21 protein-coding genes are annotated in these 22,320 nt (G+C 67.7%); 13 read left to right on the top strand and 8 right to left on the bottom strand.

From position 1 onward, the window contains the following. Window position 1: 1 nt before the first annotated feature. Window positions 2–1,102, bottom strand: a complete 1,101-nt coding sequence (locus M6D93_RS11105; protein ID WP_249769246.1) for a polyprenyl synthetase family protein — start codon at window positions 1,100–1,102, stop codon at window positions 2–4. A 208-nt stretch (window positions 1,103–1,310) separates the two neighbouring features. Between M6D93_RS11105 and crtI the strand changes: the two genes are divergently transcribed. The 4 genes from crtI to idi all read left to right on the top strand — a co-directional run bounded on the left by crtI (window position 1,311) and on the right by idi (window position 5,248). Beyond that, window positions 1,311–2,801, top strand: coding sequence for a phytoene desaturase family protein (gene crtI, locus M6D93_RS11100; RefSeq protein WP_249769244.1), 1,491 nt, complete (start codon window positions 1,311–1,313; stop codon window positions 2,799–2,801). Then, window positions 2,798–3,841, top strand: coding sequence for a phytoene/squalene synthase family protein (locus tag M6D93_RS11095; protein WP_249769242.1), 1,044 nt, complete (start codon window positions 2,798–2,800; stop codon window positions 3,839–3,841). The genes crtI and M6D93_RS11095 overlap by 4 nt, the downstream gene beginning before the upstream one ends. Continuing rightward, window positions 3,838–4,470: a TetR/AcrR family transcriptional regulator gene (locus M6D93_RS11090; protein ID WP_249769240.1), complete on the top strand. Its 633-nt coding sequence runs from the start codon at window positions 3,838–3,840 to the stop codon at window positions 4,468–4,470. The genes M6D93_RS11095 and M6D93_RS11090 overlap by 4 nt, the downstream gene beginning before the upstream one ends. A gap of 175 nt (window positions 4,471–4,645) precedes the next feature. Then, window positions 4,646–5,248: an isopentenyl-diphosphate Delta-isomerase gene (gene idi / locus M6D93_RS11085; RefSeq protein WP_249769238.1), complete on the top strand. Its 603-nt coding sequence runs from the start codon at window positions 4,646–4,648 to the stop codon at window positions 5,246–5,248. Between the two features lie 106 nt (window positions 5,249–5,354). On the opposite strand, the gene M6D93_RS11080 is transcribed toward idi, so the two are convergent. The 3 genes from M6D93_RS11080 to M6D93_RS11070 all read right to left on the bottom strand — a co-directional run bounded on the left by M6D93_RS11080 (window position 5,355) and on the right by M6D93_RS11070 (window position 8,026). After that, window positions 5,355–6,386: a hypothetical protein gene (locus M6D93_RS11080; RefSeq protein ID WP_249769237.1), complete on the bottom strand. Its 1,032-nt coding sequence runs from the start codon at window positions 6,384–6,386 to the stop codon at window positions 5,355–5,357. Window positions 6,387–6,470: 84 nt separating this feature from the next. Next, window positions 6,471–6,857 (bottom strand): helix-turn-helix domain-containing protein, encoded by a 387-nt coding sequence (locus M6D93_RS11075; protein ID WP_347343622.1) that lies wholly within the window; start codon window positions 6,855–6,857, stop codon window positions 6,471–6,473. A 110-nt stretch (window positions 6,858–6,967) separates the two neighbouring features. Then, window positions 6,968–8,026: a hypothetical protein gene (locus M6D93_RS11070; protein WP_249769234.1), complete on the bottom strand. Its 1,059-nt coding sequence runs from the start codon at window positions 8,024–8,026 to the stop codon at window positions 6,968–6,970. A gap of 292 nt (window positions 8,027–8,318) precedes the next feature. Here M6D93_RS11070 and M6D93_RS11065 point away from each other — a divergent pair, with 292 nt between their 5' ends. Then, entirely contained in the window at window positions 8,319–8,711 is a 393-nt protein-coding gene (locus M6D93_RS11065; protein ID WP_249769233.1) for a response regulator, read from the top strand. Between the two features lie 97 nt (window positions 8,712–8,808). On the opposite strand, the gene M6D93_RS11060 is transcribed toward M6D93_RS11065, so the two are convergent. Continuing rightward, entirely contained in the window at window positions 8,809–9,405 is a 597-nt protein-coding gene (locus M6D93_RS11060; RefSeq protein WP_249769232.1) for a hypothetical protein, read from the bottom strand. Between the two features lie 214 nt (window positions 9,406–9,619). Here M6D93_RS11060 and M6D93_RS19380 point away from each other — a divergent pair, with 214 nt between their 5' ends. Next, complete coding sequence (locus M6D93_RS19380) at window positions 9,620–11,041, top strand: methyl-accepting chemotaxis protein (RefSeq protein WP_283818572.1); 1,422 nt, start codon at window positions 9,620–9,622, stop codon at window positions 11,039–11,041. Between the two features lie 11 nt (window positions 11,042–11,052). Here M6D93_RS19380 and M6D93_RS11050 read toward each other — a convergent pair whose 3' ends face one another. Continuing rightward, a complete protein-coding gene (locus M6D93_RS11050) occupies window positions 11,053–11,643 on the bottom strand; it encodes a helix-turn-helix domain-containing protein (protein ID WP_249769231.1) in 591 nt (196 codons plus the stop codon). A 47-nt stretch (window positions 11,644–11,690) separates the two neighbouring features. On the opposite strand from M6D93_RS11050, the gene M6D93_RS11045 reads away from it, so the two are divergent. The 4 genes from M6D93_RS11045 (at window position 11,691) to M6D93_RS11030 (ending at window position 17,279) form a co-directional block, all read left to right on the top strand. Then, entirely contained in the window at window positions 11,691–12,587 is an 897-nt protein-coding gene (locus M6D93_RS11045) for a class I SAM-dependent methyltransferase (RefSeq protein WP_249769230.1), read from the top strand. A gap of 108 nt (window positions 12,588–12,695) precedes the next feature. Beyond that, complete coding sequence (locus M6D93_RS11040; protein ID WP_249769229.1) at window positions 12,696–13,295, top strand: hypothetical protein; 600 nt, start codon at window positions 12,696–12,698, stop codon at window positions 13,293–13,295. A 206-nt stretch (window positions 13,296–13,501) separates the two neighbouring features. Then, complete coding sequence (locus M6D93_RS11035; protein ID WP_249769228.1) at window positions 13,502–14,536, top strand: sensor domain-containing diguanylate cyclase; 1,035 nt, start codon at window positions 13,502–13,504, stop codon at window positions 14,534–14,536. Window positions 14,537–14,660: 124 nt separating this feature from the next. Next, a complete protein-coding gene (locus M6D93_RS11030) occupies window positions 14,661–17,279 on the top strand; it encodes a hypothetical protein (protein WP_249769227.1) in 2,619 nt (872 codons plus the stop codon). On the opposite strand, the gene M6D93_RS11025 is transcribed toward M6D93_RS11030, so the two are convergent. After that, on the bottom strand, window positions 17,162–17,572 hold the full coding sequence (locus tag M6D93_RS11025) for a hypothetical protein (protein WP_249769226.1): 411 nt from the start codon (window positions 17,570–17,572) through the stop codon (window positions 17,162–17,164). The genes M6D93_RS11030 and M6D93_RS11025 overlap by 118 nt on opposite strands. 102 nt (window positions 17,573–17,674) lie before the next feature. Here M6D93_RS11025 and M6D93_RS11020 point away from each other — a divergent pair, with 102 nt between their 5' ends. From M6D93_RS11020 to M6D93_RS11010, 3 genes are all read left to right on the top strand, one after another. Continuing rightward, window positions 17,675–18,673: a hypothetical protein gene (locus M6D93_RS11020; protein ID WP_249769225.1), complete on the top strand. Its 999-nt coding sequence runs from the start codon at window positions 17,675–17,677 to the stop codon at window positions 18,671–18,673. A gap of 237 nt (window positions 18,674–18,910) precedes the next feature. Next, window positions 18,911–20,419, top strand: coding sequence for a dihydrolipoyl dehydrogenase family protein (locus M6D93_RS11015; protein WP_249769224.1), 1,509 nt, complete (start codon window positions 18,911–18,913; stop codon window positions 20,417–20,419). Between the two features lie 7 nt (window positions 20,420–20,426). Further along, window positions 20,427–21,629: a CapA family protein gene (locus M6D93_RS11010; protein ID WP_249769223.1), complete on the top strand. Its 1,203-nt coding sequence runs from the start codon at window positions 20,427–20,429 to the stop codon at window positions 21,627–21,629. A gap of 157 nt (window positions 21,630–21,786) precedes the next feature. Here the strand turns inward: M6D93_RS11010 and M6D93_RS11005 are convergent, their stop codons facing one another. Further along, entirely contained in the window at window positions 21,787–22,314 is a 528-nt protein-coding gene (locus M6D93_RS11005; protein WP_249769222.1) for a mycothiol transferase, read from the bottom strand. Window positions 22,315–22,320: the final 6 nt, after the last annotated feature.

The following is a 22,320-nucleotide window of genomic DNA, read 5'->3' as shown; positions in this document are numbered from 1 at the left end:
CTCACGCGGTCCGCTCCACCTGGGGCGGATCCAGCTTCTCCGCGAGCTGGGCCTCGACGTAGCGCCCGGCCCAGCTCGCTACCGCCACCAGGGAGGGGTACTCGGGCGCGGCGTCGGCCAGCTCAGCCCCCGCGTCGGCGGCCAGCTCGCGAGCGGCCTCGATCATCTCGCCGATCGCCCCGCTGGTTCGCAACACATGCAGCGCTCGGCTGTGGGCGGCGCTGCCCGCCACCGAACCGAGTAACCCGGCCAGCTCTGGACGCGAGCGCAACGTCCTGACCACGAGCTCTGTCATGACACCGCCGCTGACATCGGCCCCGACCGGTTTGCCCAGCAAGGCCGGCGTGGAAGCCACATCCAGGACGTCGTCGACGATCTGCAGGCACACGCCGAACGCTGTGCCGTAGCGTCCCAGCACTTGAGTCACTTCCGGTTCGAGGCCAGCGACCTCGGCGCCCAGCAGGCAAGCCGCGCGCAGCAGGCTACCGGTCTTTCCGCTGGCTACCCGGCGAACCTGCTGCTCGGTGGCGCTGACATCGAAGCGGAGCGTCTCCTCCAGCGCCTGCCCGGCGCACAGGTCCGCCAGGGTCTGGGCCATGACCGCGGCGGCGCTGGTCGAGACGTCCGCGGCCAGGCCCATCGCCGCGGCGATCAGGACATCACCGCAGACAATCGCCGTCGACGTCCCCTCCTGGGCGTTGATGGTCGCCACCCCTCGGCGGGTGGTCGCACCGTCGATCACGTCGTCATGAACCAGAGTCGCGCAGTGCAACAACTCAACCGCGGCGGCGAGAAGCATCGGGGCGCCGGCTGTGCCGGGGCCGGCCTGTCCGCATTTCAGGACCAGCGAGGGCCGCAGGCGCCGCCCGGCCGAGTGGACGATCCGCGCGCAGGGCTCGATCAGCGGACCGGCGAAGCGCGTAAGGGCGTCGTCCAGCGAGGCGGTCAACTGGCTGGATGCGGCCGGTGAGAGTCCCGCGAGGTTGGCGACACCACTACCCGGGGCGAGCGAGCGAAGCGGCGGGGACGGGTGTGCGTGCTCGCCCGCCCAGGGGCGCATGGTCAACCCACTGGATGGAGAGATCGATGCCTCATGCGTCACGCCGGACCCCACAAAGAAAGCGGACGCAGCAGCTCTGTTCGACGCGACCCGGAACAACTCGCGCTTGTGCCGGCCCGTCCGTTCCGGTCGGCTTGTGCACGAATCTAGAGTCACTCTAACATCGGAGTTCCGACGAGCGGAGTTCTCGTGCACTGCCAGACATCCACCGCTAACCGCCCCCGGCGGCGACGTGCCTAGTCCCCGTCGAGTGGGCGGCCGCACCGAGTCGGTGCTGATCGTGGGCGCCGGGCTGGGTGGGCTGTCCGCCGCGCTGCGACTGGCCGGCGCCGGCCGCGAAGTCACCGTCATCGAGCGCGCCGCAGGACCGGGTGGCCGCGCCGGGCGCCTGGAGCTGGACGGCTACTCCTTCGACACCGGACCGACCGTGCTCACGATGCCCGAACTCATCGCCGACGCGTTGGCCTGCGTGGGGGAGAACATGACCGACTGGCTGGATCTGATCCCGCTGGATCCGGCGTACCGAGCGACGTTCGCCGACGGTTCGGTCATCGATGTCCACACCGACATCGACGCCATGTCGCAGGAGATCGCGCAGACCTGCTCGGCTCGGGACGTCCAGGGGTACCGGCGGTTCGTCACCTACCTGAGGCGTCTCTACGACCTGGAGCGCCGCCGGTTCATCGACCAGAACCTGGATTCGCCGCTGGCGTTGGTCAACGTCGATGCGGCCCGGCTCTTCGCCATGGGCGGACTGCGCCGGCTCAGCCCGAAGGTGGCCCAGTTCCTGAAGGACGAGCGCCTGCAGCGGATCTTCTCCTTCCAGGCCATGTACGCCGGCCTCGCCCCGCAGGACGCTCTGGCGATCTATGCGGTCATCGCGTACATGGACACGGTCACCGGCGTCACTTTCCCCCGCGGCGGTATGCACAAAGTCCCGCTCGCGCTCGCCGGTGCGGCGGCCAAACACGGAGTGACCTTCCGGTACGGGACCACCGCGCAGACGATCGAGGTCACCAACGACCGGGCAAGCGCAGTCATCACCACCGATGGCGAGCGCCTCACCGCCGACGTCATCGTCGTCAACGCCGACCTACCGGTGGCCTATCGAGACCTGCTGCCCGAGCGCCACACTCCGCGCCGGGTGCGCTCGCTGACGTACTCGCCCTCGTGCTTCCTCATGCACGTCGGGGCCCCGAGCGCGGCCTCGTCAAGCAGTCCTGATCTGGCCCATCACAACATCTCCTTCGGCCACGAGTGGCGCCGGACGTTCCGCGAGATCATCAAGGACGGGCGGCTCATGAGTGATCCATCCTTCCTGATCAGCAATCCAACCCGCACCGACCCAGGTTTGGCGCCGGAGGGAAAGCAGACGTATTACGTGCTGTTCCCCACGCCGAATCTGACCTTCGACTTGGACTGGTCCGTGCTCGGACCGCGTTACCGCGACGAAGTCCTGGCCACCCTCGACGCCCGCGGCTACACCGGCATCAGCGGGGATATCGAGGTCGAGCGCTACGTCACGCCGGCCGACTGGGGCGCCTCGGGCCTGGCTGCGGGCGCGCCCTTCGCGGCCGCTCACACCTTTCGGCAGTCCGGACCGTTACGCACACCCACGCTGGATCGCCGGATCGACAACCTGGTCTTCTGCGGCTCCAACACCCAACCGGGCGTCGGTGTGCCGATGGTGTTGTTGTCAGGACGGCTGGCCGCCGAGCGAATCACCGGGGTGCAGGCGTGAGCCGCCAGTCCGAGGCGGAACTCGACGCGGCCGGCATCCACGGTCAGGCGCTACGCAACCACTACACCGCGTGCCGCACCCTCAACGCTCGCCACGGAAAGACCTACTACCTCGCCACGTTGCTGCTCCCGGCGGCCAAGAGGCCCGCGGTCCATGCCCTCTACGGGTTCGCGCGATGGGTCGACGATGTCATCGACGCCACCGACAGCCCGCTGACTCTCCGAGCGCAGGCAGACATTCTCGACGCCATCGAAGGGATCTTCCGTACGTCGTCTCGCGGGGGTGCCGGCGGACCCGCCAGCCCACCGGCGCAGGGGCTGGCCGAGGCGCCGCCGATGCTCGCGGTTCGCGACGCCATGCAGCGATGGGACATTCCCGCTGCGTACTTCCTTGCGTTCCTCGACTCGATGCGGATGGACCTCACCGTCACCGAGTACGAGACCTACGCCGACCTGGAGCGGTACATGTGGGGATCAGCGGCCGTCATCGGGCTGCAGATGCTGCCTGTGCTCGGGCTCGCGGCCCCGGTCGAGGTCGCCGCCCCGTATGCCGTCGACCTCGGCGTGGCCTTCCAGCTCACCAACTTCCTGCGCGACCTCGGCGAGGACCTGCGGCGCGGACGGATCTACCTGCCGTTGGAGTCGCTGAGACGGCACGGTGTGGACCGCGACCGCCTGCTTCGCGGTGTCGTCGACGGCCCGATCCGGCGGCTGCTGGCGGACGAGATCGCCCGCACCCGTGAGCTGTACCGAACCGCTTCCCACGGCGTGCGGCTGTTGGATCCGACGTCACGGGCCTGCGTCCAGACGGCGCTCACGCTCTATCGCGGCATCCTCGACGACATTGAACGCCGGGACTACCGAATACTTCACGAGCGGGCCGGCGTCAGCATCCCGCGGCGGGCCCGGGTCGCCGTGCCGGGTCTGCTCGCCGCACGTCGTGACCGGTTCCGCTCCGGCCGTACCTCGGCCTCCGCGGACGGGCTGCCGGGCAGGGCCTCGCACCCAGGCCCGTACGAGCATCCGTCGGAGACTTCGTGACCAGTTCGCCGGGTCGCCGCGTGGCGAAGCGAAAGCGGACCCAAGCCGCATTGCGCCAGGTCGCCATGGGTTTGTTCGTCGCCCGGGGCTTCGACAATGTGACCACCACCGAGATCGCTCGCGGCGCCGGCGTCTCGACGGCCACGCTGTTCAATCACTTCCCGACCAAGGAAGACCTCGTCTTCGGCCAGGTCGATGAACTAGAACGAACGCTGGCCCTGCTCGTTCGCTCGTGTCCGGCGGGCCAGTCGATCCTGGACGCATTGCAGGCACATGTGTTGTTCGATCTGACCGCCGGTCGTGCCTATACCTGCCCGAGTCATGTGGCGCCGTTCCACGAACTGATCGCCAACAGTCCGCAATTGCAGGCGCGCGAAGCGCAGCTGTACCTGCGTCGCGAAGCTGCGCTCGCTTCGGCCCTGAGGCAGCGCTTCGGCTCGACCGAGGCCCCGTTTGCGGGCACCGTCGCGGCGTTGTTCGTCGCGGCCGAACGAGTCATCGCCACGGAGATGCGGCAAAGGCTCGCCGAATTCGGCCGGCCCGAGCAGACCTTGCGTGAGCTCGACGGCTATATCGAGGCCGTTTTCACCGTCATCCGCGGTGGTACCGGCGATCTCGCGCCGCCGTGAGAGGAGCTCGTCCGGTAGCCCGCCATGGGTTGTCGGGCAGGCCGAACGGTCACGCCCTGCCGTTAGCGCAACCGGTCGAGGGGGAGCAAGCTGGCTCTATGTCGTTCGTAGCGGGTTCCAGCCCCGCCTGCCCGCCCGCTTGCCCCGGTCGCTACCCCGAAGGGCGGCTTGCCTGATGTCCGCCTTCGAAGCTTCGGTGCCGGAGCGGGTAGTGCTGTGCGGTCCCGACGGTCAGGCGATCGGAACCGCCGACAAGGGCACGGTCCACCACGAGCGGACGCCATTGCATCTGGCCTTCTCCTGCTACGTCTTCGATGCCCGGGACAGGGTCCTGATGACCCGACGCGCGCATACCAAGAAGACGTGGCCCGGCGTGCGGACCAACAGCTGCTGCGGTCACCCGGCGCCGGGGGAGCCCATGCCCGACGCGGTGAGCCGGCGACTGCGTTACGAGCTCGGGATCGTCGCCGCCACGATCGACCTGCTGGTCCCGGCTTTCCGCTATCGCGCCACGATGCCTGACGGCACAGTGGAAAACGAACTCTGTCCGATCTATCGGGCGACCGTGGCCGACGAGGCGGTCGTGGCCAACCCCGATGAAGTAGCCGAGGCTTGGTGGACGCCGTGGCTCGCTGTTGCGTCCGAGTCCGGCGCGGAATCGGACCGGCTCTCGCCGTGGAGCCTGCTGCAGCTCGAGGCTCTCCGGCGTTTGGACGGGACCCCGGGCACCTGGCCCGTTGCCGATCCGGCCGACCTCCCCGTCGCGGCCCGCTCCTAGACCGTCCGCGGGCAAGCCCTGGGTCGATGAATCCGGCACGGCTGTGTTGCGCCGGCAACGAGCGGCCTGACCGCTAGCCGGTCCGACCGCTCGTTGCCGAGGGTTGTTACTTGGTGGCGCTTCGGGCAGCGGTGGTCTTGCGCGCTGCCGTCTTCTTGGCCGGGGCCGACTGCGCCGACTTCGTCGCCGTGCGCTTGCGGGTCGCCGCGGCCTTGACCGCCGCAGCCTTGCGGTTCTCAGCTGCGTCCGCCCGAGCCTGCGCGTTCGCCGCGCGCGTAGCGGCGGCCTTGTCGGCAGCGGCCTTGCGAGTCGCGGTCACCTCGGCGGCGACGGCCTTGCGAGTTGCGGCCGCCTTGCGTGCGGCCTGCTTGCGCGTGGCGGTCTCCGCCGCGGCAGCGCGGTAGGTCGGCGTGGTGGCGATCGGCGCTTCGCCGGCCGGCGTGTTGCGGACGGTGGTCTTGTGCGAGGGGATCTTCGACGGAGCGGTCGGGCGAACCGGCGTCGCGGTCGTTGCCGCTGCTTCGCGCTCGACCTGGGCGGCGGTGCGGGCGCGCAGCTTCTGGGCCACCGACGTGACCTGGTTGGCTGCCTTCTCCACCCGGGTGTCGGTGTCGCTGATGAGGCGGACGAGGACCGGGTCGTGCCGGAGGTCGGCGGCGATCTGCTCGCCGCGGTCGGCAAGCTTGCCGAACGCGTCCTTGAGCTGGCCGACTCGGCTCTCGACCTGGTCCTTGACGCCGTCGGTAGCGGCGAGCAGGTCGATGCTGCGTGCGGCCTTGGCCGCGTCGCTGCCACGCTCGGTCAGGTCACCGGCGACGGAGACGAGTTCGTCCTGGGTGCGGCCGGCGACGTCCTTGGCCTGTGTGAGCAGCGCACGGGTCGTGTCGCGGAGCCGGATGGCGGTCTGCCTGGCTTCGGCAGGAGCTTCCTCGCCACGCTTGGTGATCGTGGCCAGGACCGCGTCGCTGGCTCCGAGGGCGGCGTAGGTCTGTCGGCGCACCACGGTGAGGGCGCCGGCGGCGAGTTCCTTCGTGCCGGTCGGCAGCGCGAACAGGCGGTCGGAGGCGTCGGCCAACGTCGACATGCTCCGCTCCAGAGTCGAGTCGGTGTAGTTGCGAACGTGCGTCAAAATCGTCATGTGTGCTCCTTGGTGAGGTGCCGACCGGGTGGGCCGGTTGACCACGCTGCCCACCCGGTCACGGGAGGATGTGCGGGCCGCGGGTCAGCTGTTGGACTCGGAGCGTCTGGTTGGCTCCGTTGCGAGTGATTCTCGGTGGAAGGACTCGTAGATCTGGATCAGAGCCTGCTTCTGTCGTTCGTCGAGCACTGGGTCAGCCAGGATCGCTGCGATGGTCTCGGTGGTGCCCTCGCGGGCCTCGAGGATGCCTGCGTGGACGTACAACTGCTCGGCGGAGATGCGCAAGCCCTTCGCGATCTGTTGCAGAATCTCCGCGGAAGGTCTGCGCAGTCCGCGTTCGATCTGGGAGATGTACGGGTTCGACACTCCGGTGAGCTTGGCCAGTTGCCGCAGCGACACCTGGGCTTGCTCTCGTTGTTCGCGGATGAACTCGCCGATCGTCACGGCCTGTTCTCTCAAGCCATCGACCATCACCGTTCCCACCATGCTCCCCATTGCTAGCTCTTGCAAGCGGGGGGCTAGCAGCTGTGGGCGGGCTCACTCCAGCGTGGGCACCCGGATTTCAGGGCGGCGGCGCCGAACTAGTGGGTGACCGTGACCTTGGTCGCCGGGCTCAGAGTGGCCGCGTACTTGGCGCCACCAGCGTATTTCCACTCCAAGTACAGGCACTTGGCCGGGTGGATGGTGACCGACGCGGCGCCGGCCTTGTTGGTCTTGACGGTCTTGACCAGCGTCCATGGGCCGGATGGCTTGGATCGCTTCAACAGCGAGACCGTCGCGCCGGCCACAGGCTTGGTCGAGCCCTTGACCGTGAAGTGGGTCTTGATCACGGTCGACTTGCCGGCCTTGATGCTGAGGGACTTCGTGATCGACATCGCGCCGGCCCGTGGGCAGGAAGGCGACTTGGCCAGGGACAGCAGCGCCGATGTGTCATAGACGTCGTAGCCGCTGTAGTAGCCGTACAGCGCGGCGAACACGGTCTTTTCCGCACCCGCCTGCGCAGCGGTCACCGAAAGCAGTGCGCTGCTGCCCGCGGTCAGAGTAGGGGCGTTCGCGGAGAACGTGCCCGAGCCGTAGACCAGTTGGTATCCCCAGTCAGAAGCAGTGGCGCTGCCGTCGAAACGCACGCTGAATGCTCCGCTGCACGCGTGGCTCTTCAGGCTGGCGACCGGCGCCGATTGAGCGGGCAGATCATGGCAGCCGAAGGATGCGTGCGCCCCGAGCCAGACGAAGCCGGTGGCGTCCTCGATGTCGATGCTGGTGTTGGTGGCGTTGGTCGAGGAGGTGACCGGAAACGTACGGGTGTAGGTCCCGTTCGTGCCGGGCGTGACCACGACGTCGGACGAGCGCGTGAACGTCACGGCAGTAGCGCTGCCGTCGTCGACTTCGAACACCGCTGACAACGTCGGAAACGCACCCTTGACTCCGGTCGCGCTCCACCGAGTCGAGACGGTGTAACTCGCGGGACGTCCGGCGACGCAGTCGGTGCTGATCACGAACGGCGAGAACACCGGAAACCCATGAGACGTAGGGATGGAGTCCGCGCTCGCGGGGGCGGAGGCGGCCAGCAGCCCGACTGTGGCGCTTACCGCCACGCCAAGCGCTACGAGCAGGCGCTTCATCGCCTTCGTCTTCTCCACGCCGAACTCCCCGTGCCATCCCGTTATGATCGGCGTTAAACCTAACAGGAATTTTGCATTTCGCCTAGAGGTGCGGCCAGGAGATCTATCAGTCCGGCCGGGTCCGCGGCGGCGCCGTAACACCAGCACCCGGAGCGGCGCCGCGGCGCTGGTGTCCATCCACGCTCGGGTGAGGGTGCGGGTGTCGTGGACAGGTGCCGAATCAGCCCCCCATCCGGCCCATTCGCACTCTAGGCTTCGGTGACGGGGGCTCTCCGTGCTCGAGACCTCCGAACTCGGATGAGGTGGCGCCGTGGGCAGCAACGCATCGCCAGAACGCGCCAGCACGGTCCTCGTCGTCGAGGACGAACCGGGGGTGGTGGCGTTTCTCGTACGGCATCTCCAGTCACACCCGGACCTGCAGGTATGCGCCACGGCCGCCACCGGGCGGGAGGCCGTCGAACTCAGCCGCACTTTGCAGCCAGACGTGGTCATCCTCGACTGGCACCTGGCTGATGCCACCGGTGAGACAGTGCTTCCGAGGTTGCTGGCGCAATCTCCCGGCGTCCGGGTCGTGGTCTACACGTCGGACCCGTCGGCGTCGATCAAGCGTGAGACAGAGCGGTTGGGCCACCGACTGGTACTCAAGGGCTCTGACCTGGCCACGCTCGTCGCAGCGATCCGCGGCGACCAGCGTCCTGACTGACGGCACCGGCCTCGAGTCGGCCGCTGCCCTCGGCACCGATGGGTGACCGCGTCCGGGCGATTGGCGGGTCCGGGCTCGGGTCCAGTTTCTCTCGACGTCACCCGTTCGTGGTCTGTGCCACGTACCGGCGCGCACCGGCCAGCACGAGACGCTGATACCAGAAAAGGGCAACGAAGCTCAGCGCAAAGATCAGGTACAGGACGCGAAGCGGGGCGGGCCGCTCGGGCAGTGCCGCGTTGAGGATCTGTCCCAGCCCGGCCACCACGAAGGTCGCGAGGGTCAACCTGCGGTAGGTGATGGTCCGCTCGGCCATCACCAAGCCGACCGTTCGGAGGGTTTCGTCCGCGGGCGGCTGCCCACTCCGGAGGGCCTTCATGACCGTGCGTCGGTCGCGATACTTCAAGCCCAGGATGAGTTGCGGCCCGAACAAGCCCTTGCGGTGGCGGACGAGGTACACGAGGAAGGCTGCCTCGGCCAACAGCACGATCCCGCCCACTACGAGAGCGGCCACGGCCGCGGCGGTGGAGACGTGCTGGTGGTGCGTCGGCCCGTGATGCCGCCCGATCAGGGCGCCCACCACGACACCGAGGACGACCGCGGTCGGGAGGAAAGTCAGCAACATCAGGTTCCTGCGATGCCGCGCCCGGATCGCGATCGCTTTGAGCTCCGGTGTGTCGAGGTTCGCCGATGTCATGGCGCGTTCATACCCGGACGAAGCGATCTTCAATCACGCGACACGATTCCGCTGCATCCCGCTGCATCCCGCTCCATCCCGCTGCATCCCGCTCCATCCCGTCGAAACCGGACTCAACTCCCGCACCAGGGTGTCGATATGGGTTGTGGGGCGGCTAGCTGCCCTCCCACGGCGCGTTCGCGTCGCCGGCCCACCGTCGACGAGGGAATTATCCGTGTCCCGATCCGAGGACCTCCACCGAGCCGAGCCCGCCTGGCTCCGCCCGGCATCCGGCATGGCCCGGAGGTACGGCTCCATGGGTCGCTTCGTCCTACTCGCTGCGTTCCTGGCCGTGGCCGCCGCAGGCCTGTACGACGCCGGCGGTCGCACGCCGTCCGGTCGTGCGCTCCTGCTGATCGGCGCCGGCCTGGCCGCGAGTGCGTGGTTCGCGGTGGGCACCGTCCTGGCCGACCGTTACGACCTCAAGCTGCTGTCCGCGGCCCTGCGTGATCTCCGCAGTGACGCCGAGGGCGACGTACCCGTGCTCGCCGGCCGGCATGATCTCGGTCGCCTGGCCGTCGAAGTCGAGTCGATGCGGGCCGAGCTGCAGACCACGCGGATCGCTGCGCGCACGTCGCTGGCCGATCGTGAGGACGCATTCCGTCGCGCCTTCGTCCAGCAACGGACCGCGGAGAAGCAGTCTCGCCTGCGGGCTCAGCAGGTCATCGACGACTCCACGACCACGGTGACCTCGGAGATGTCCGCGGTGCTGGTGCAGGTCGCGGCCGTGCGCGATGCCGCCAGCACGATCGAGGAGAAGGTGGCCGCCGCGGACGCCCTCACGCGATCCGTCGTCGAGCACTCCCGTAGCGCCGACCGGGTCGTGACCGCGTTGGCGGGATCCTTGGCCTCGGTCACTCGGATGGCCACGCTCATCGCCAGCGTCGCCGACCAGACCAAGCTGCTCGCGCTCAACGCAACGATCGAGGCGGCCCGCGCCGGGGAGGCGGGTCGAGGCTTCAAGGTCGTGGCCAGTGAGGTCAAGAACCTGGCGGCGATGACCGCGGCCAGCACCGAGGAAATCTTCAGCACCATCACCGATCTGGAAGAGCACGCCGGCAACGTCGCCTCCACGATCACCAGTATGGCCAGCGGCATCGGCGGTATCGACGAGGCCTCGGAGTCGCTGCGCTCGGTCGCTCAGGCCCAGCACGACGTCGTGCGCAGCCTCGACACGGCAATGCAAGCCAGCCTGGAGCGAGTGCAAGGCTTGGGCGAACTCGCCGACGCCCTCGAGCAGCGCCGTCACGAGCGGTTCCCGACCCTGGAGACATGTGCCGTCCAGCTCGGCGACGCCCGGATCGAGGCGTTGCAGCTAGACATCGGTGAGGGCGGTGCCCGACTCGGCCTGCCCTCGACGATTCGCGTCGTCAAGGGTGATCACCTCACGGTCGAGCTGACCCTCGACGGTGCGCTGCGCTCGGTGCGAGCCCGCGTCGTGCGGGTTCAGTACGGGGCGAGGTCAGTCGAGCTGGGCACCGAATTCGTCGGGCTTTCCCCAGCACTGGTCGCCCAGATCTCGGCCGAGATGCGACGTTTGGACGAGCAGTACCTCAACGACGTCGGCTCGGCGCCGACCGGCACCGCAGCGCGCTGACCCACCCTTCGTCAACGACTGCCGTCGGGAGTCAGATCGACCGCTTCGAGGTGGGCATGCTGTCCATTCCGATCGAGGATCGTCAGAATCTCCACCGGTCCGCCGTGCGCCGTGATCGCATGCGGGGTCATGGTCGAGAACTGAGCGGCCTGGCCCTGCTCCACCAGGATGGTGCGTGCACCCAACTGCAAACGGGCCGTGCCGGACAGCACCGTAAACCAGTCCCGTCCAGGGTGGACGCGCAATTCGCGGCGGCGCGTCCTGGATGTGATCCGCATCTTGGCCACCGTGAGGCCCTGAGCGGTGTCCTCACGGGACAGCAGCCACGTCGTCGCCCCGTGGGCGCGGTCGCGTCGCGGACGGATGACCACGTCCTCGTCGTCGGCCGATTCGACCAGCTGGTCAAGGGTAGAACCCAACGCACGTGCGATCGGCACGAGTTGATCGAGTGAGATCCGGCGATGCCCGGTCTCGATCCGGCTCAGCGTCGAGGGACTGAGGTGGCACCGAGCCGCCAGCGCGTCCAGTGACCAGCCTCGAGCCGAACGCAGACTACGGATCCGTGCCCGGATCACCGCGTCGAGATCCGCTTCTTGCGTCATGCGCAAGAGTCTATGCGTGCCAGGCACGAAGGGCCTACCGTTGGAGTATGTCTGAATCAGATCACTCACATCACGGCCATGCCGAGGACGACGCGGCCCTGGTGCACCTGCTCGATCTCGACGGTTCGGTCCTGGCTGAATACTGGTCCAGCGCACTCGATTGGGTCGGGGAGTTCATCAGCTCCAGCACCGGCGGGTGGCAGCGGATCGTCGACCTCGGTGCAGGGTCGGGCAATGGTGCCCTCGGGCTGGCACAACGGCATACCGACGCCGAGATCGTCGCCATCGATTCGTCCGCCGACATGCTCCAACACCTCCGGGCCAAGGCGAGCGCCCTCGGCCTGGCCGAGCGGATAAGCACCCTCCACGCCGACCTCGACGCCGGGTGGCCGGTCATCGGTCCGGTGGACCTGACCTGGGCATCGATGGCCATGCACCACCTGCAGAATCCCGATCGACTTCTCGCCGAAGTGCTCGGAGGGACCACCAGTGGCGGCCTGTTCGCGATCGCGGAATTCGACCAGCCGCTGCGCTTCCTGGCCGGAGAACTCAGCGCGGTCGGCGTCGCCGATACCAGCCTTTCGGGCATGGAGGAAAGGGTTCTGGCCGCCTTGGGCCGGCAGCACGCCCAAGACCTGCCGCATCTCGGCTCGAACTGGTCGGCTCGTCTTACCTCCGCGGGCTTCCAGGTGCTGGGGGAGCGGACCTTCGCCATCGACCTCCGGCCGCCTTACCCAGCGGGCACCGCCGAGTACGCGCGGCTCTGGTTGCGTCGCCTGGCGGCCGGCCCAGGAACCTCGCTGGAGAATGGGGATCGCGCTGCGCTGGCGGCGCTGATCGAGGGCGAGGGCCACCGAGCCGGGGATGGCCTGGACGAGTTGGCCAACCGCGGCGGCCTGAACATCAGGGGAGTCCGGACTGTGACCGTGGGGCGGCGACCCTGACGGCGGTGCCGGCCGACTGTGTTTGCTCGGCCTCAGGCAACCCGTGAGCCAGCCGATGGTGAGGGTATGCGTGTCCGCCGAGCCCGGGTCCTGGGATCGGTGTTGGTCATGCCCGCTGTCCTGACGGCGGCGGGGTGTCAGCCCTATGAGTCGGTATCCGGCCAGCCACCGGCAGTCGTGATCCAGACCGGACCGATCGAGGCCGCAAAGCCGGAGAAGCCGGTCGTGCCGGGACGGCCCGCGGTGCCGGCATTACCGGTGCTGACCACCGTCTCGTCCAGTGTGCCGCCGGGCACGCCGGCCGCGCCCGCTCCGGTGGCCAGCGGCTCGATCCCGATCGCGGCACCGACCGCCAGCACCGGTCCCTCGTGCAGCGCCCAGCTGAGCTTCCACAGCGCGGCTTCGGTGGGCGTGTCGGTCAGCGCCGGCGTCGCCACCGTCCAGTGGCCTTCCAGCTACGACCCGGTCATTCAGAGCTGGCGCGTCATCGTCGTTCCCAACAGCCCGATCCCGACGTCAGCGGCCAACGCGCTGCGCGTCGTGACCGTGGCGCCGACCGGCCTGTGCATGGCTACGCTCAGCGCGACGGTGAGCGGCCTGACCCGTGGCCACAGTTACGTGTTCTGGCTGGATGCGATCGTCAACAACAACGAATCCGGCGGGACGGTCGCCCACAACGTCGGTCACTCCAACCCGGTCACGGCATAGCGACAAGCGCGAGGCAGAGCGCTCCCGGCCTGGTGGCGCCTCATCTTCTTGCCGGCAAGTACTCATTTCAGGGTCCCGTTCGCCGATCGGTAGGGCGGACGCTGACCGTCCAACAATGGACACGGAGTCAGCCGGACCAGGTCATGGCGGAGGCGACTGTGGGCCAAGCCCGTCGCACCCCGCTGCCTCTGTCATCGCCGCCGCCAGTGGGAGGTGCGTCCCTCGACGTCGGCCGCCAGCAGCAGTTGCTCGCTGGCCTGGCGGCTCTGGCTCGCGAGACGAGCACCGCCACGATCTTCGAGGACGTCCTGGAGACCTCGGCCGAACGGATCCTCGACGGCATCGGAGCATCCACGGTGTCGCTGTCCCGGCTGGAACCCGGAACGGGCACGTTGCGAACCCTCATCAACGTCGGTGATCTCGGTCCGAGCGAGCAACGATGGCCGACGGATGAGGTGTACACGCTTCAGAATTTCCTCAAGCTCCGCGGTGTCGTCTCTGATCATCACACCTGGACCGCGACGATCGAGGATCCAGACTCCGATCCGGCCGAGCTGGCCTTGCTGGCCGAGCTGGGCAAACAGGCCGCCATCGCGACCCCGATCCTCGTCGAGGGCCGGATGTGGGGCGAGCTCTACTTGACCTTCGCCGATCTGCACGACCTGCTGCCGGCGCAGGCCGAGGACTTCCTCCAGGTGTACCTCGCCGTCGTCGAGGGTGCCCTGACCCGGTTACGCCAGATCCAAACCCTGGAACAGCTGGCCTATCGCGATCCGATGACCGGACTGGCAAATCGCCGTGCCCTCGACGATGCCGCGCAACGCGCCTTCACCAGTCTGGGAGAAGGTGGGATCACGCGCGTCAACGTCGCCGCCTTCGACCTCAACGGACTCAAACGGGTCAACGACCGCCACGGCCACGCCCGCGGTGACGAGTTCATCCTGGGTGCCGCGACGGCGATCCAAGCCAACTTCAACCGCCTGGCCGGCAACCTTGCCGCCCGCGTTGGTGGTGACGAGTTCATCGTCCTCGTGCCCGAGCACGACCTGGATTCGGTGAGTGCCTCGGCCTGCTCCGCCGTTGACGAGATCGGCCGGTTGGGCGTCGGCTTCGGAGCCTCGTGTGGCCTGGCCACAGCCACGTCGGCTGCACACCAGCGCTCGGCCTCGGAGCTGTTCGCACAGGCCGACGTGGCTCTGTATGAGTCGAAGCGACGCGGCGAATTAGTGGTCGCAGCCTGAACTATCGGGCCTTTCGCCCAATTCTGCAAAGGGGTATCACCGAAGGCGACACGGTGCTCTACTTGCGCAGGGGAGCCGCTCGCCGGGCGCCCAGTGCTGGCCATGCTGCGTCAGAGGAGTCGCCATGCCGGGTCATTTCACGCACATCTACACCGCGCGCCGGGTCTCGGACCTGCTGCTGAGTGGGCAGTTCGACGACTGGCCCGATCTCGGTGCCGGGGCTGCCGCCGTCCATCAGTACTCTCCCGAGTTCTGTGGACAGGTGATGCGGGACTGGGAGAAGTTCACCGCAGTCGGCGCGATCGGCCCTGATCTCTTCTTCTTCAGCGAGGACTGGTCCAACGACATCCTCGGTCCCCGTTCGGACCTGATCATGCTTGCGCTGTCGACGTTCTACTACCTGGACGCGGCCGCCGAGAACGACTGGGAACCACTGTTGATCATTCTGGACGAGGTGGATTCCACCATGGCCGCGATCATCAGGTTCCTCATCAAGCTCGACAAGGCGTGGAAGGACTTCGTCAAGGTCTGGAACCAGACGATCGGACCGGTGGTCAATGCCGTCGGGGAACTGGCGGACGACCTGACCGGCGGCGTCCTCAGCGCGGCCAAGACGGCGCTGGAAGAACTACTCATCGCCATCAAGCTGATCGGCGAACAGGAGCTGACGACGTTCGTCGACATCTGGGGCAACATGAACACCGTTGTCGCGAAGGGGTATCCGGAGGAAAACTTCCTCTGGAGCGACATGACGCACTACCGGCGGACCTCGGCCACCTGCCAGGCCCTGGTGCGTCAGGCGGAAAAGCTGCACGACGGATCCGACGGCGGCGGCGATCGATTCCAGCAGTTCCTGGCCTTCTCGCTGGGCTACATCGTCCACGTCGGTACCGACACGATCGCGCACTCGTTCGTGAACGAGCAGTGCGGTGGCCCGTACCGTGACCACCCCACGCGACACCACCTCATCGAGAACCACATCGACGCATGGAACTATCAGCAGTCCGGACCCGGCGGCACGATACCGACCGATCCATGGGGAAAGACAACGGATTACCCGGATCTGTCGATGTCGGCGTTGTGGTTCATGGTGCAGATGACCCCGGACGATCCTCACGGCAAGCAACGACCGGTGCTCACCGGCGATGCCGACACCGATGCCGCGAACCTCGACGTGGACGGTGAGATGCCGGGTTGGCTCGCCGAGGGCATCGTCGCGGCCCTGATCGAGACGTTCACCGATCATCCGCATCCACGCATCTATCAGGGAGATCTCTTCCAGAACTCGATCGACAGCGGCCTGATCACCAGCGTCATCAAGGACGTGACCGGCCACGGCGTCGACGGGCCGATCCAGCAGATCATCGACGGCATCGCGCCCAAGCCGTCGTTCCCCGTGCCGACCGGGTTCCCGCTACCGTGGGAGGTCGCCACGGCCTACCGGTTGATGATCACGCTGTACAAGTTGAACTTCAGCGGCTCCTGGGAACTTCAGAAGCCCCGCAAGCCGGACTTCGTCATCGTCCCTCCGCTGTCGGACTTCACCAACCTCGCCCAGCCACCGGACTTCTCCGGGGTTAGTTCGGGTAACCCGATCGAGGATCTGTGCGATGTCTTCGTGGCTCTGGTCGAGTGGCTGGTCAAGGAGATCGGTGACGCCATCAAGCTGCTCGGTGACCTGATCAAGATGGCGCTCAGCCCGTTGACCTATCCGATCCGGCTCGCCCTCTACGAGCTGGCGATGAAGGTCTGGGACGTCGCGGTGAAGACCCACGACGTCATGGCCCACACCGGATTCCTCTTGCCACACGGCGAACAGCGTTACGCCGACAACGGTGAACTCCGGTTGCCCAATGAGATCGACCTCCCGCTCATCACCCTCGGCGGCACCGTTGACGCCGCCTTCCTCGCCGCCCTGGCCGATGCCGTGGACCCCTTCGGCAACCTCGACGCCGACACGTCCCTCATCACCGGGCATTCGGTTCACGATCCGAACTATCCCTACTATCCGGTGCTGCAGTACGTGGACAAACCCAACTCGGACGGAAGCACCTTCAACGACTGGGAGTTCCACCGTCCGTGGGCCTATCCGACCATCAGCGAGCACGACGACGGCACGGGCAACGTCCATGTTCCGACTCCGACCGAGACCTACGACCCAGCGGCCTGCGATCCCGCCGCGATCGATCCGCAGACGCAGCTGCCGATCCACAGCTTCAAGCCGACGCGTCCCGGCCCCTACCCGGTGGGAACGACACCTGACGCGGTGTTCTTCCGCACGGGCGCCGGTCATGATGTCGAGCGCCGCCAGGCCTACGAGCTCGCTCAGACGCCGTGGCAGACCGACATGATCAATACCGGCCTGGACCGGTTGAAGGGCCGCTCGCCATTGGGCGACCCGGTGCCGTTCTCCGCATATCTGATCGGGCAGCTGGCGAATCCGACCGGCTATTCGACGCAGTTCAACCTGGATGCGGACCGGGGTTTCGCCTACCTGACCTGGGATTGGATCCGGGGCAACGAGACCGGCACGACCGATCTCGGCTTTACCTACGACAAGCCCGAGGTCGCCCCCTGGCTGGACCGGACGCACTGGGACCTCGGGGTGTCGCCGATGAAGCTGCACTACGTTGATCCGCCGGACCAGATCGTGATCGAGCGGAAACCGCGCGCAGGGGCGGCCGGCACTGCGGCCAAGGCCGCGAAGAAGACAGCCCGTCGCAAGAGCGGAGGCGCGTCATGAGCCACGGCTACCACGGCGATCACGAACACCAGTCGCATTTTCACGATCACGATCACGATCACGATCACGAGCATCAGGTTCATCACGATCGCTGCCACGAATGCGAGTCGGCCGTCCACTGCGCTCATCACGGCGGAGACGAACGCTGCGGCCACTGCCGGTGCGTGAACTGCGGCTGCGTGAACCGCCACGGCCACGGCCATGAGGATTGCGGCCACGGCCATGAGGATTGCGGCCATGGCGATGGTGACGCGCATGGGTGTGGTCATGGTGGTGGTCATGGTGGTGGCCATGGCGGCGGGTCCGGTGGCGATGGAACCACGGTCGGCTGGAAGAATCCGAACCGTCCCGGCCACACCTGCGGAACGTCCACGGGCGAGGTTCCCGGAGCAACGGTGACTCCCGGCAGTTTCGGCGACAAGCCCGGCAATCAATGGCCCGGTCCGCGCAATGAGTTGTACCTGCCGTTCCTGTTCATGCGCGCCAACCAGGGCGACCTGGGCGCACGGCCGGTGGTCGGGCCCTTCTGGGAAAGCCCGGACATCCTGTTGCTGGCCGGCGTCGATCCCGCGGTCGCCCCGTCCCGTCCGCCGGCGCTCGGGCAGACCGCCTTGGCCGGCCAACCCAACACGATCTACGCCCACGTCTGGAACTTCGGGGTGGCCCAAGCGCCCAATGTGGTCGTCGAGTTCTACTGGTGCGATCCGTCCTTGGGTATCGGGCCCTCGAGCGCGAATCTGATCGGACAGACGATGGTGTCCCTGGGCGCCCGGGGATCGGGTCGCGCGCACGCGGTCGTGAAGTGCCCGACCGGCTGGATTCCCACTTTCGTCAACGGGGGTCACGAGTGCCTGGTCGTCCGGATCTGGGAAGAAACGTCCGACGGTCTCGGAACGCCGCCGTGGGATGCCGCCTTGAACCGGCACGTCGCCCAGCGGAATATCCACGTCATCGCGGCCGGGGAGCAGCAGCACGCCCTGCTGGCTGCCGGTGCAGGAGGCGGCGTACTGCTGCCTCACCTGCTCGCCCAGACGCTGGCCACGCCACTCACCCTCAAGGTCGGCCCGCTCTACGGCGAGCCCGCTCAGGTGGCGGTCGAACGGGTGGCACCACACACGATGCCGTGGCTTCAGCTACGCACCGGAGTCCGGGGCCAGTTCCCCGCTCAGGCCACCGTGACCGGTCCCGCTCTGCTCGGCGCGCCGCGCACCATCGGCGGCGGGGCGAACTTCGGCGGTCAAGCGGCCCAACAGCAGGTGGTCGGCGACGATCAACAGGTCACGTTCGCCACGGCCGACACCCTGCCCGCTCCCGGCCAGGCCCACGTCTATCGGGTGACGGCCAGCCAGCAGGGCGAGGTGTTCGGCGGGTACACCGTGGTGCTGCTCGGTTGACGCCGACTCACGTCCACACCTCCCGATCGGCATTGTGCGGCCCGAACTTTGGTCCGCCACCGGCGTGTCGGCAAAATTCGGGCCGCACTATGCGCGAATTGGGCCGCGCGATGCGGCGGTTGGGCCGCGGGCATGTCACCCGTTCCGGGTATCTTCGGCAGCACCCGGTCAACGGGCGACCGCGGCTTTGCGACCGCGCTCGGAACGGCATTCGGACGACGGAAGTGAGATACGGAAATGGCAGCGGAACAGGCGGCGGTCGACCCAGCGCGGTCGGAGTGGGATGTCATCGTGGTCGGGGGCGCGGCCGCCGGTGAGAACGCCGCCCAGTACGCGACGCAGTTCTCCGGTCTGGACGCCGTAATCGTCGAGAAAGAACTGGTGGGTGGCGAATGCTCGTACTGGGCTTGTATGCCGTCCAAGGCCCTACTCCGGCCGGTGGAGCTTCTCAGCCAGGCCCGAGACCTGCCGGGCACGAAGGAGATCGTCGGCCGGCATGAGCTGGACGTCGCCGCGGTACTGGCCCGTCGCGACGCCGTCGTGAAGAACCTCGACGACAGTTCCCAGGTGGACTGGGCGCTCGGGGTCGGCATCGACATCGTGCGCGGGACCGCCCGCCTCGCAGGGGTCAAGACGATCGTCGTGACCGCCCCAGACGGCTCCGAACGCACGCTGACCGCGCGGCAGGCCATCGTGCTCGACACCGGCAGTTCGGCGGCCGTCCCGCCGGTGACAGGGTTGGCCGAGGCCATGCCGTGGACGAGTCGTGACGTCACCAACATCCACGAGATTCCGCGGCGCGTGGTGCTCATCGGTGGCGGCGTCGTGGCTTGCGAGTCGGCCACCTGGCTGCGTGGTCTGGGCGTGGAACACGTCACCCTCGTCGAGGGCGGCCCGCGATTGCTGGGCAAACTCGAACCGTTCGCGGGCGAGATCGTCCGGCAGGGCTTCGTGGACGCCGGTGTGGCGGTCCATCTGGGCGTGCACGTCGAGAGCGTCTCGCGCGACGACGTCCGCGACACCGGCTACGGGCATGTACACGGTGGCGAGGTCAGCGTCACTCTCGCTGACGGCACCGTGATCCAGGCCGACGAGGTCGTCGTCGCCGCCGGGCGCTCGCCGAACAGCAGCGGCCTCGGACTCGAATCCGTTGGGCTGTCCGAAGGCGGCTACGTCGAAGTCGATGACCACCTCGGGGTGGTTGGTGTGGACGGCGATTGGCTCTACGCGATCGGTGATCTCACCGGGCGCGCACTACTCACTCACATGGGCAAGTACCAGGCCCGCATCGCCGGTGAGGTCATCTCGGCTCGGGCGGCCGGAACCCCCTTCGACAGTGGACGGTTCGGCCGCCACACCGACGTGGCCGACCACCGCAAGGTGCCGCAGGTGACCTTCACCGATCCCGAGATCGGATCTGTCGGGCTGACCGAGGCCGAGGCTCGTGAGGCGGGTCTGGACGTCGAGACGGCCGAGTACGACCTGGCCGCGCTGGCTGGAACCTACGTGCTTCGCGACAACTACGTCGGCCGGGCGAAGATCGTGGTGGACCGATCGAAGGACACCCTGGTCGGGGCGACCTTCGTCGGCACCGGAGTGGCCGAACTCAATCATTCGGCGACCATGGCGGTGGTCGGTGAGCTGCCGATCTCGGCGCTATGGCATGTGGTTCCCAGCTATCCGACCGTGAGCGAGATCTGGCTCCGCCTGCTGGAGACGCTCAACAACCAGCGTCACCAGCGCTGAGCCCCCGGTGCAGTCACTGCCGACGCGCAGCTCCTCCGTTGCGGCTATCGGGGCACTCGCGGCGGTGCTCGCCCTGATCGGATGCAGCCCGGCCCAGCATCATTCAGCGGGGGCGGCGGCGGTGACGTCGACCGGCTCGTCGGGCAGCCGGGGCGCGACCGCTGTGCAGTCGGGCGGCGCTCGTGCATCAGTGTCGGTATCGGTCTCGGCGTCGGCACACTCGTCGGCCACGTCCCCGGCGGCGACCTCCGGTACCGCCGCGAGCGAGCCGGCCGGACAGTTCACGATCTCCTTCGCCGGCGACGTCCACTTCGCCGGCCGCACCGCTGCCCGTCTCGCCGCCGATCCCGCAACCGCGTTCGGCCCGTCCGCGGCGGTGCTGTCGCGGGCCGACCTGACCATGGTCAACCTGGAGACGGCCATTGCGGTCGGCGGTGCACCGCAGTCGAAGTCCTTCACGTTCGAGGCGCCGCCGTCGGCCTTCACCGCACTGCACGCTGCCGGGATAGACCTGGCAACCATGGCCAACAATCATGGAGCCGACTACGGCGCCTCCGGGCTACGCCAGAGCCTGGCCGCCATAAAGCACACCGGATTTCCCGTTGTCGGTATCGGCGCCAATGCCGCCGCTGCCTACCGCCCCTACCGAACTACGGTGAACGGCGTCGCCGTGTCCGTGCTCGCGGCAAGCCAGGTTCAGGATGAGACGCTGGCCAACTTCACCGCAGGTCCAGCCGTTGCCGGTATCGCCAACGCCTACTCGCCTGAACTGCTCTCGGCGGTGCGCGCAGCCAAAGCGCGGGGCGACGTCGTGATCGTCTACGTCCATTGGGGAACCGAGTACGACAGTTGCCCGAACGCCGACCAGCGCAGCCTCGCCGACCAGCTCGCCGCGGCCGGCGCCACCGCGGTCGTGGGTACCCACGCGCACGTACTGCAGGGTGCCGGTTGGCGGCCGGACGGGCACTATGTCGCCTTCGGGTTGGGCAACTACTTCTGGTGGCGCTCCTTCGGCAACGCCCAGGACGACAACGGCGTCCTCACGCTCACCGTGGCGCACGGCCGCGTGAGCGCCGCGGCCTTCGCCCCGTCCCATCTGGATGAGCGAGGCATCGGAGTTCCCGCCGTAGGCACGCAACGCAGCCGCATCCTGTCCGAGTGGTCCAGCCTGCGCGGCTGTACCGGACTGCTGGCGGCTCCGCCGAAGTGAGGCGCGAGCTTCGCCAACTGGTCAACGCGAGCTTCGCCAACTGGTCAACATGAAGGGCAATTGAACGCTCGGGCTCGGGAACCCTGTCGATCTCGATCTCGATCTCGATCCCGATCCCGATCCGATCCCGACCGTGTGCTGCCCCGCCGACCTGCCGCTAGTTCTCGGCGGGTTCGTCGCTGTTCGCCGGCAGCAGGCCGCGGAGGTAGTTGGCCTGCCCCGCGTGCTGCAGGTCGTCGCCCACCACGCTCGTCAGGCGGATGCCCAAGGTCACCGGCGGATCCCAGTTGTCGTCGACGACGCGGTCGAGATCCGCGCTGCTCAAAGTGTTGACGAAGGTGAGAGTCGCATCCTGCACGGCACGCAGGTAGTCCACCAGCAATTGTCCGTCAGCGACTCGGAACTGCCTGACCTGATCGCTGGACTGGCCGTAGCCGGTGGCACCGGCGGAGTAAGGCAGCGCGAATCGATCGGCCCACCCCGACTGCCAGACCTGTTGCTGATCGGCGGCCTCCGCTACGTGATCGTCCTGCACCCGGGCCAGATGCCAGACCAACCAGCCGATCGAGTTCGCCTCGGGCGACGGTTGCCAGCTCAATTGCTCCGGCGCCAGACCTGACACCGCGTGCTCGGCCAGTGGCGCGATCCGGGCGAAGGCCTCGGCCAGCAGTTCCGAGGGGTTCATGCGTTC

The organism is Jatrophihabitans telluris (genome assembly GCF_023516435.1).
GTDB lineage: Bacteria > Actinomycetota > Actinomycetes > Mycobacteriales > Jatrophihabitantaceae > Jatrophihabitans_A > Jatrophihabitans_A telluris.
This window is presented reverse-complemented; position numbering and strand designations above follow the sequence as displayed.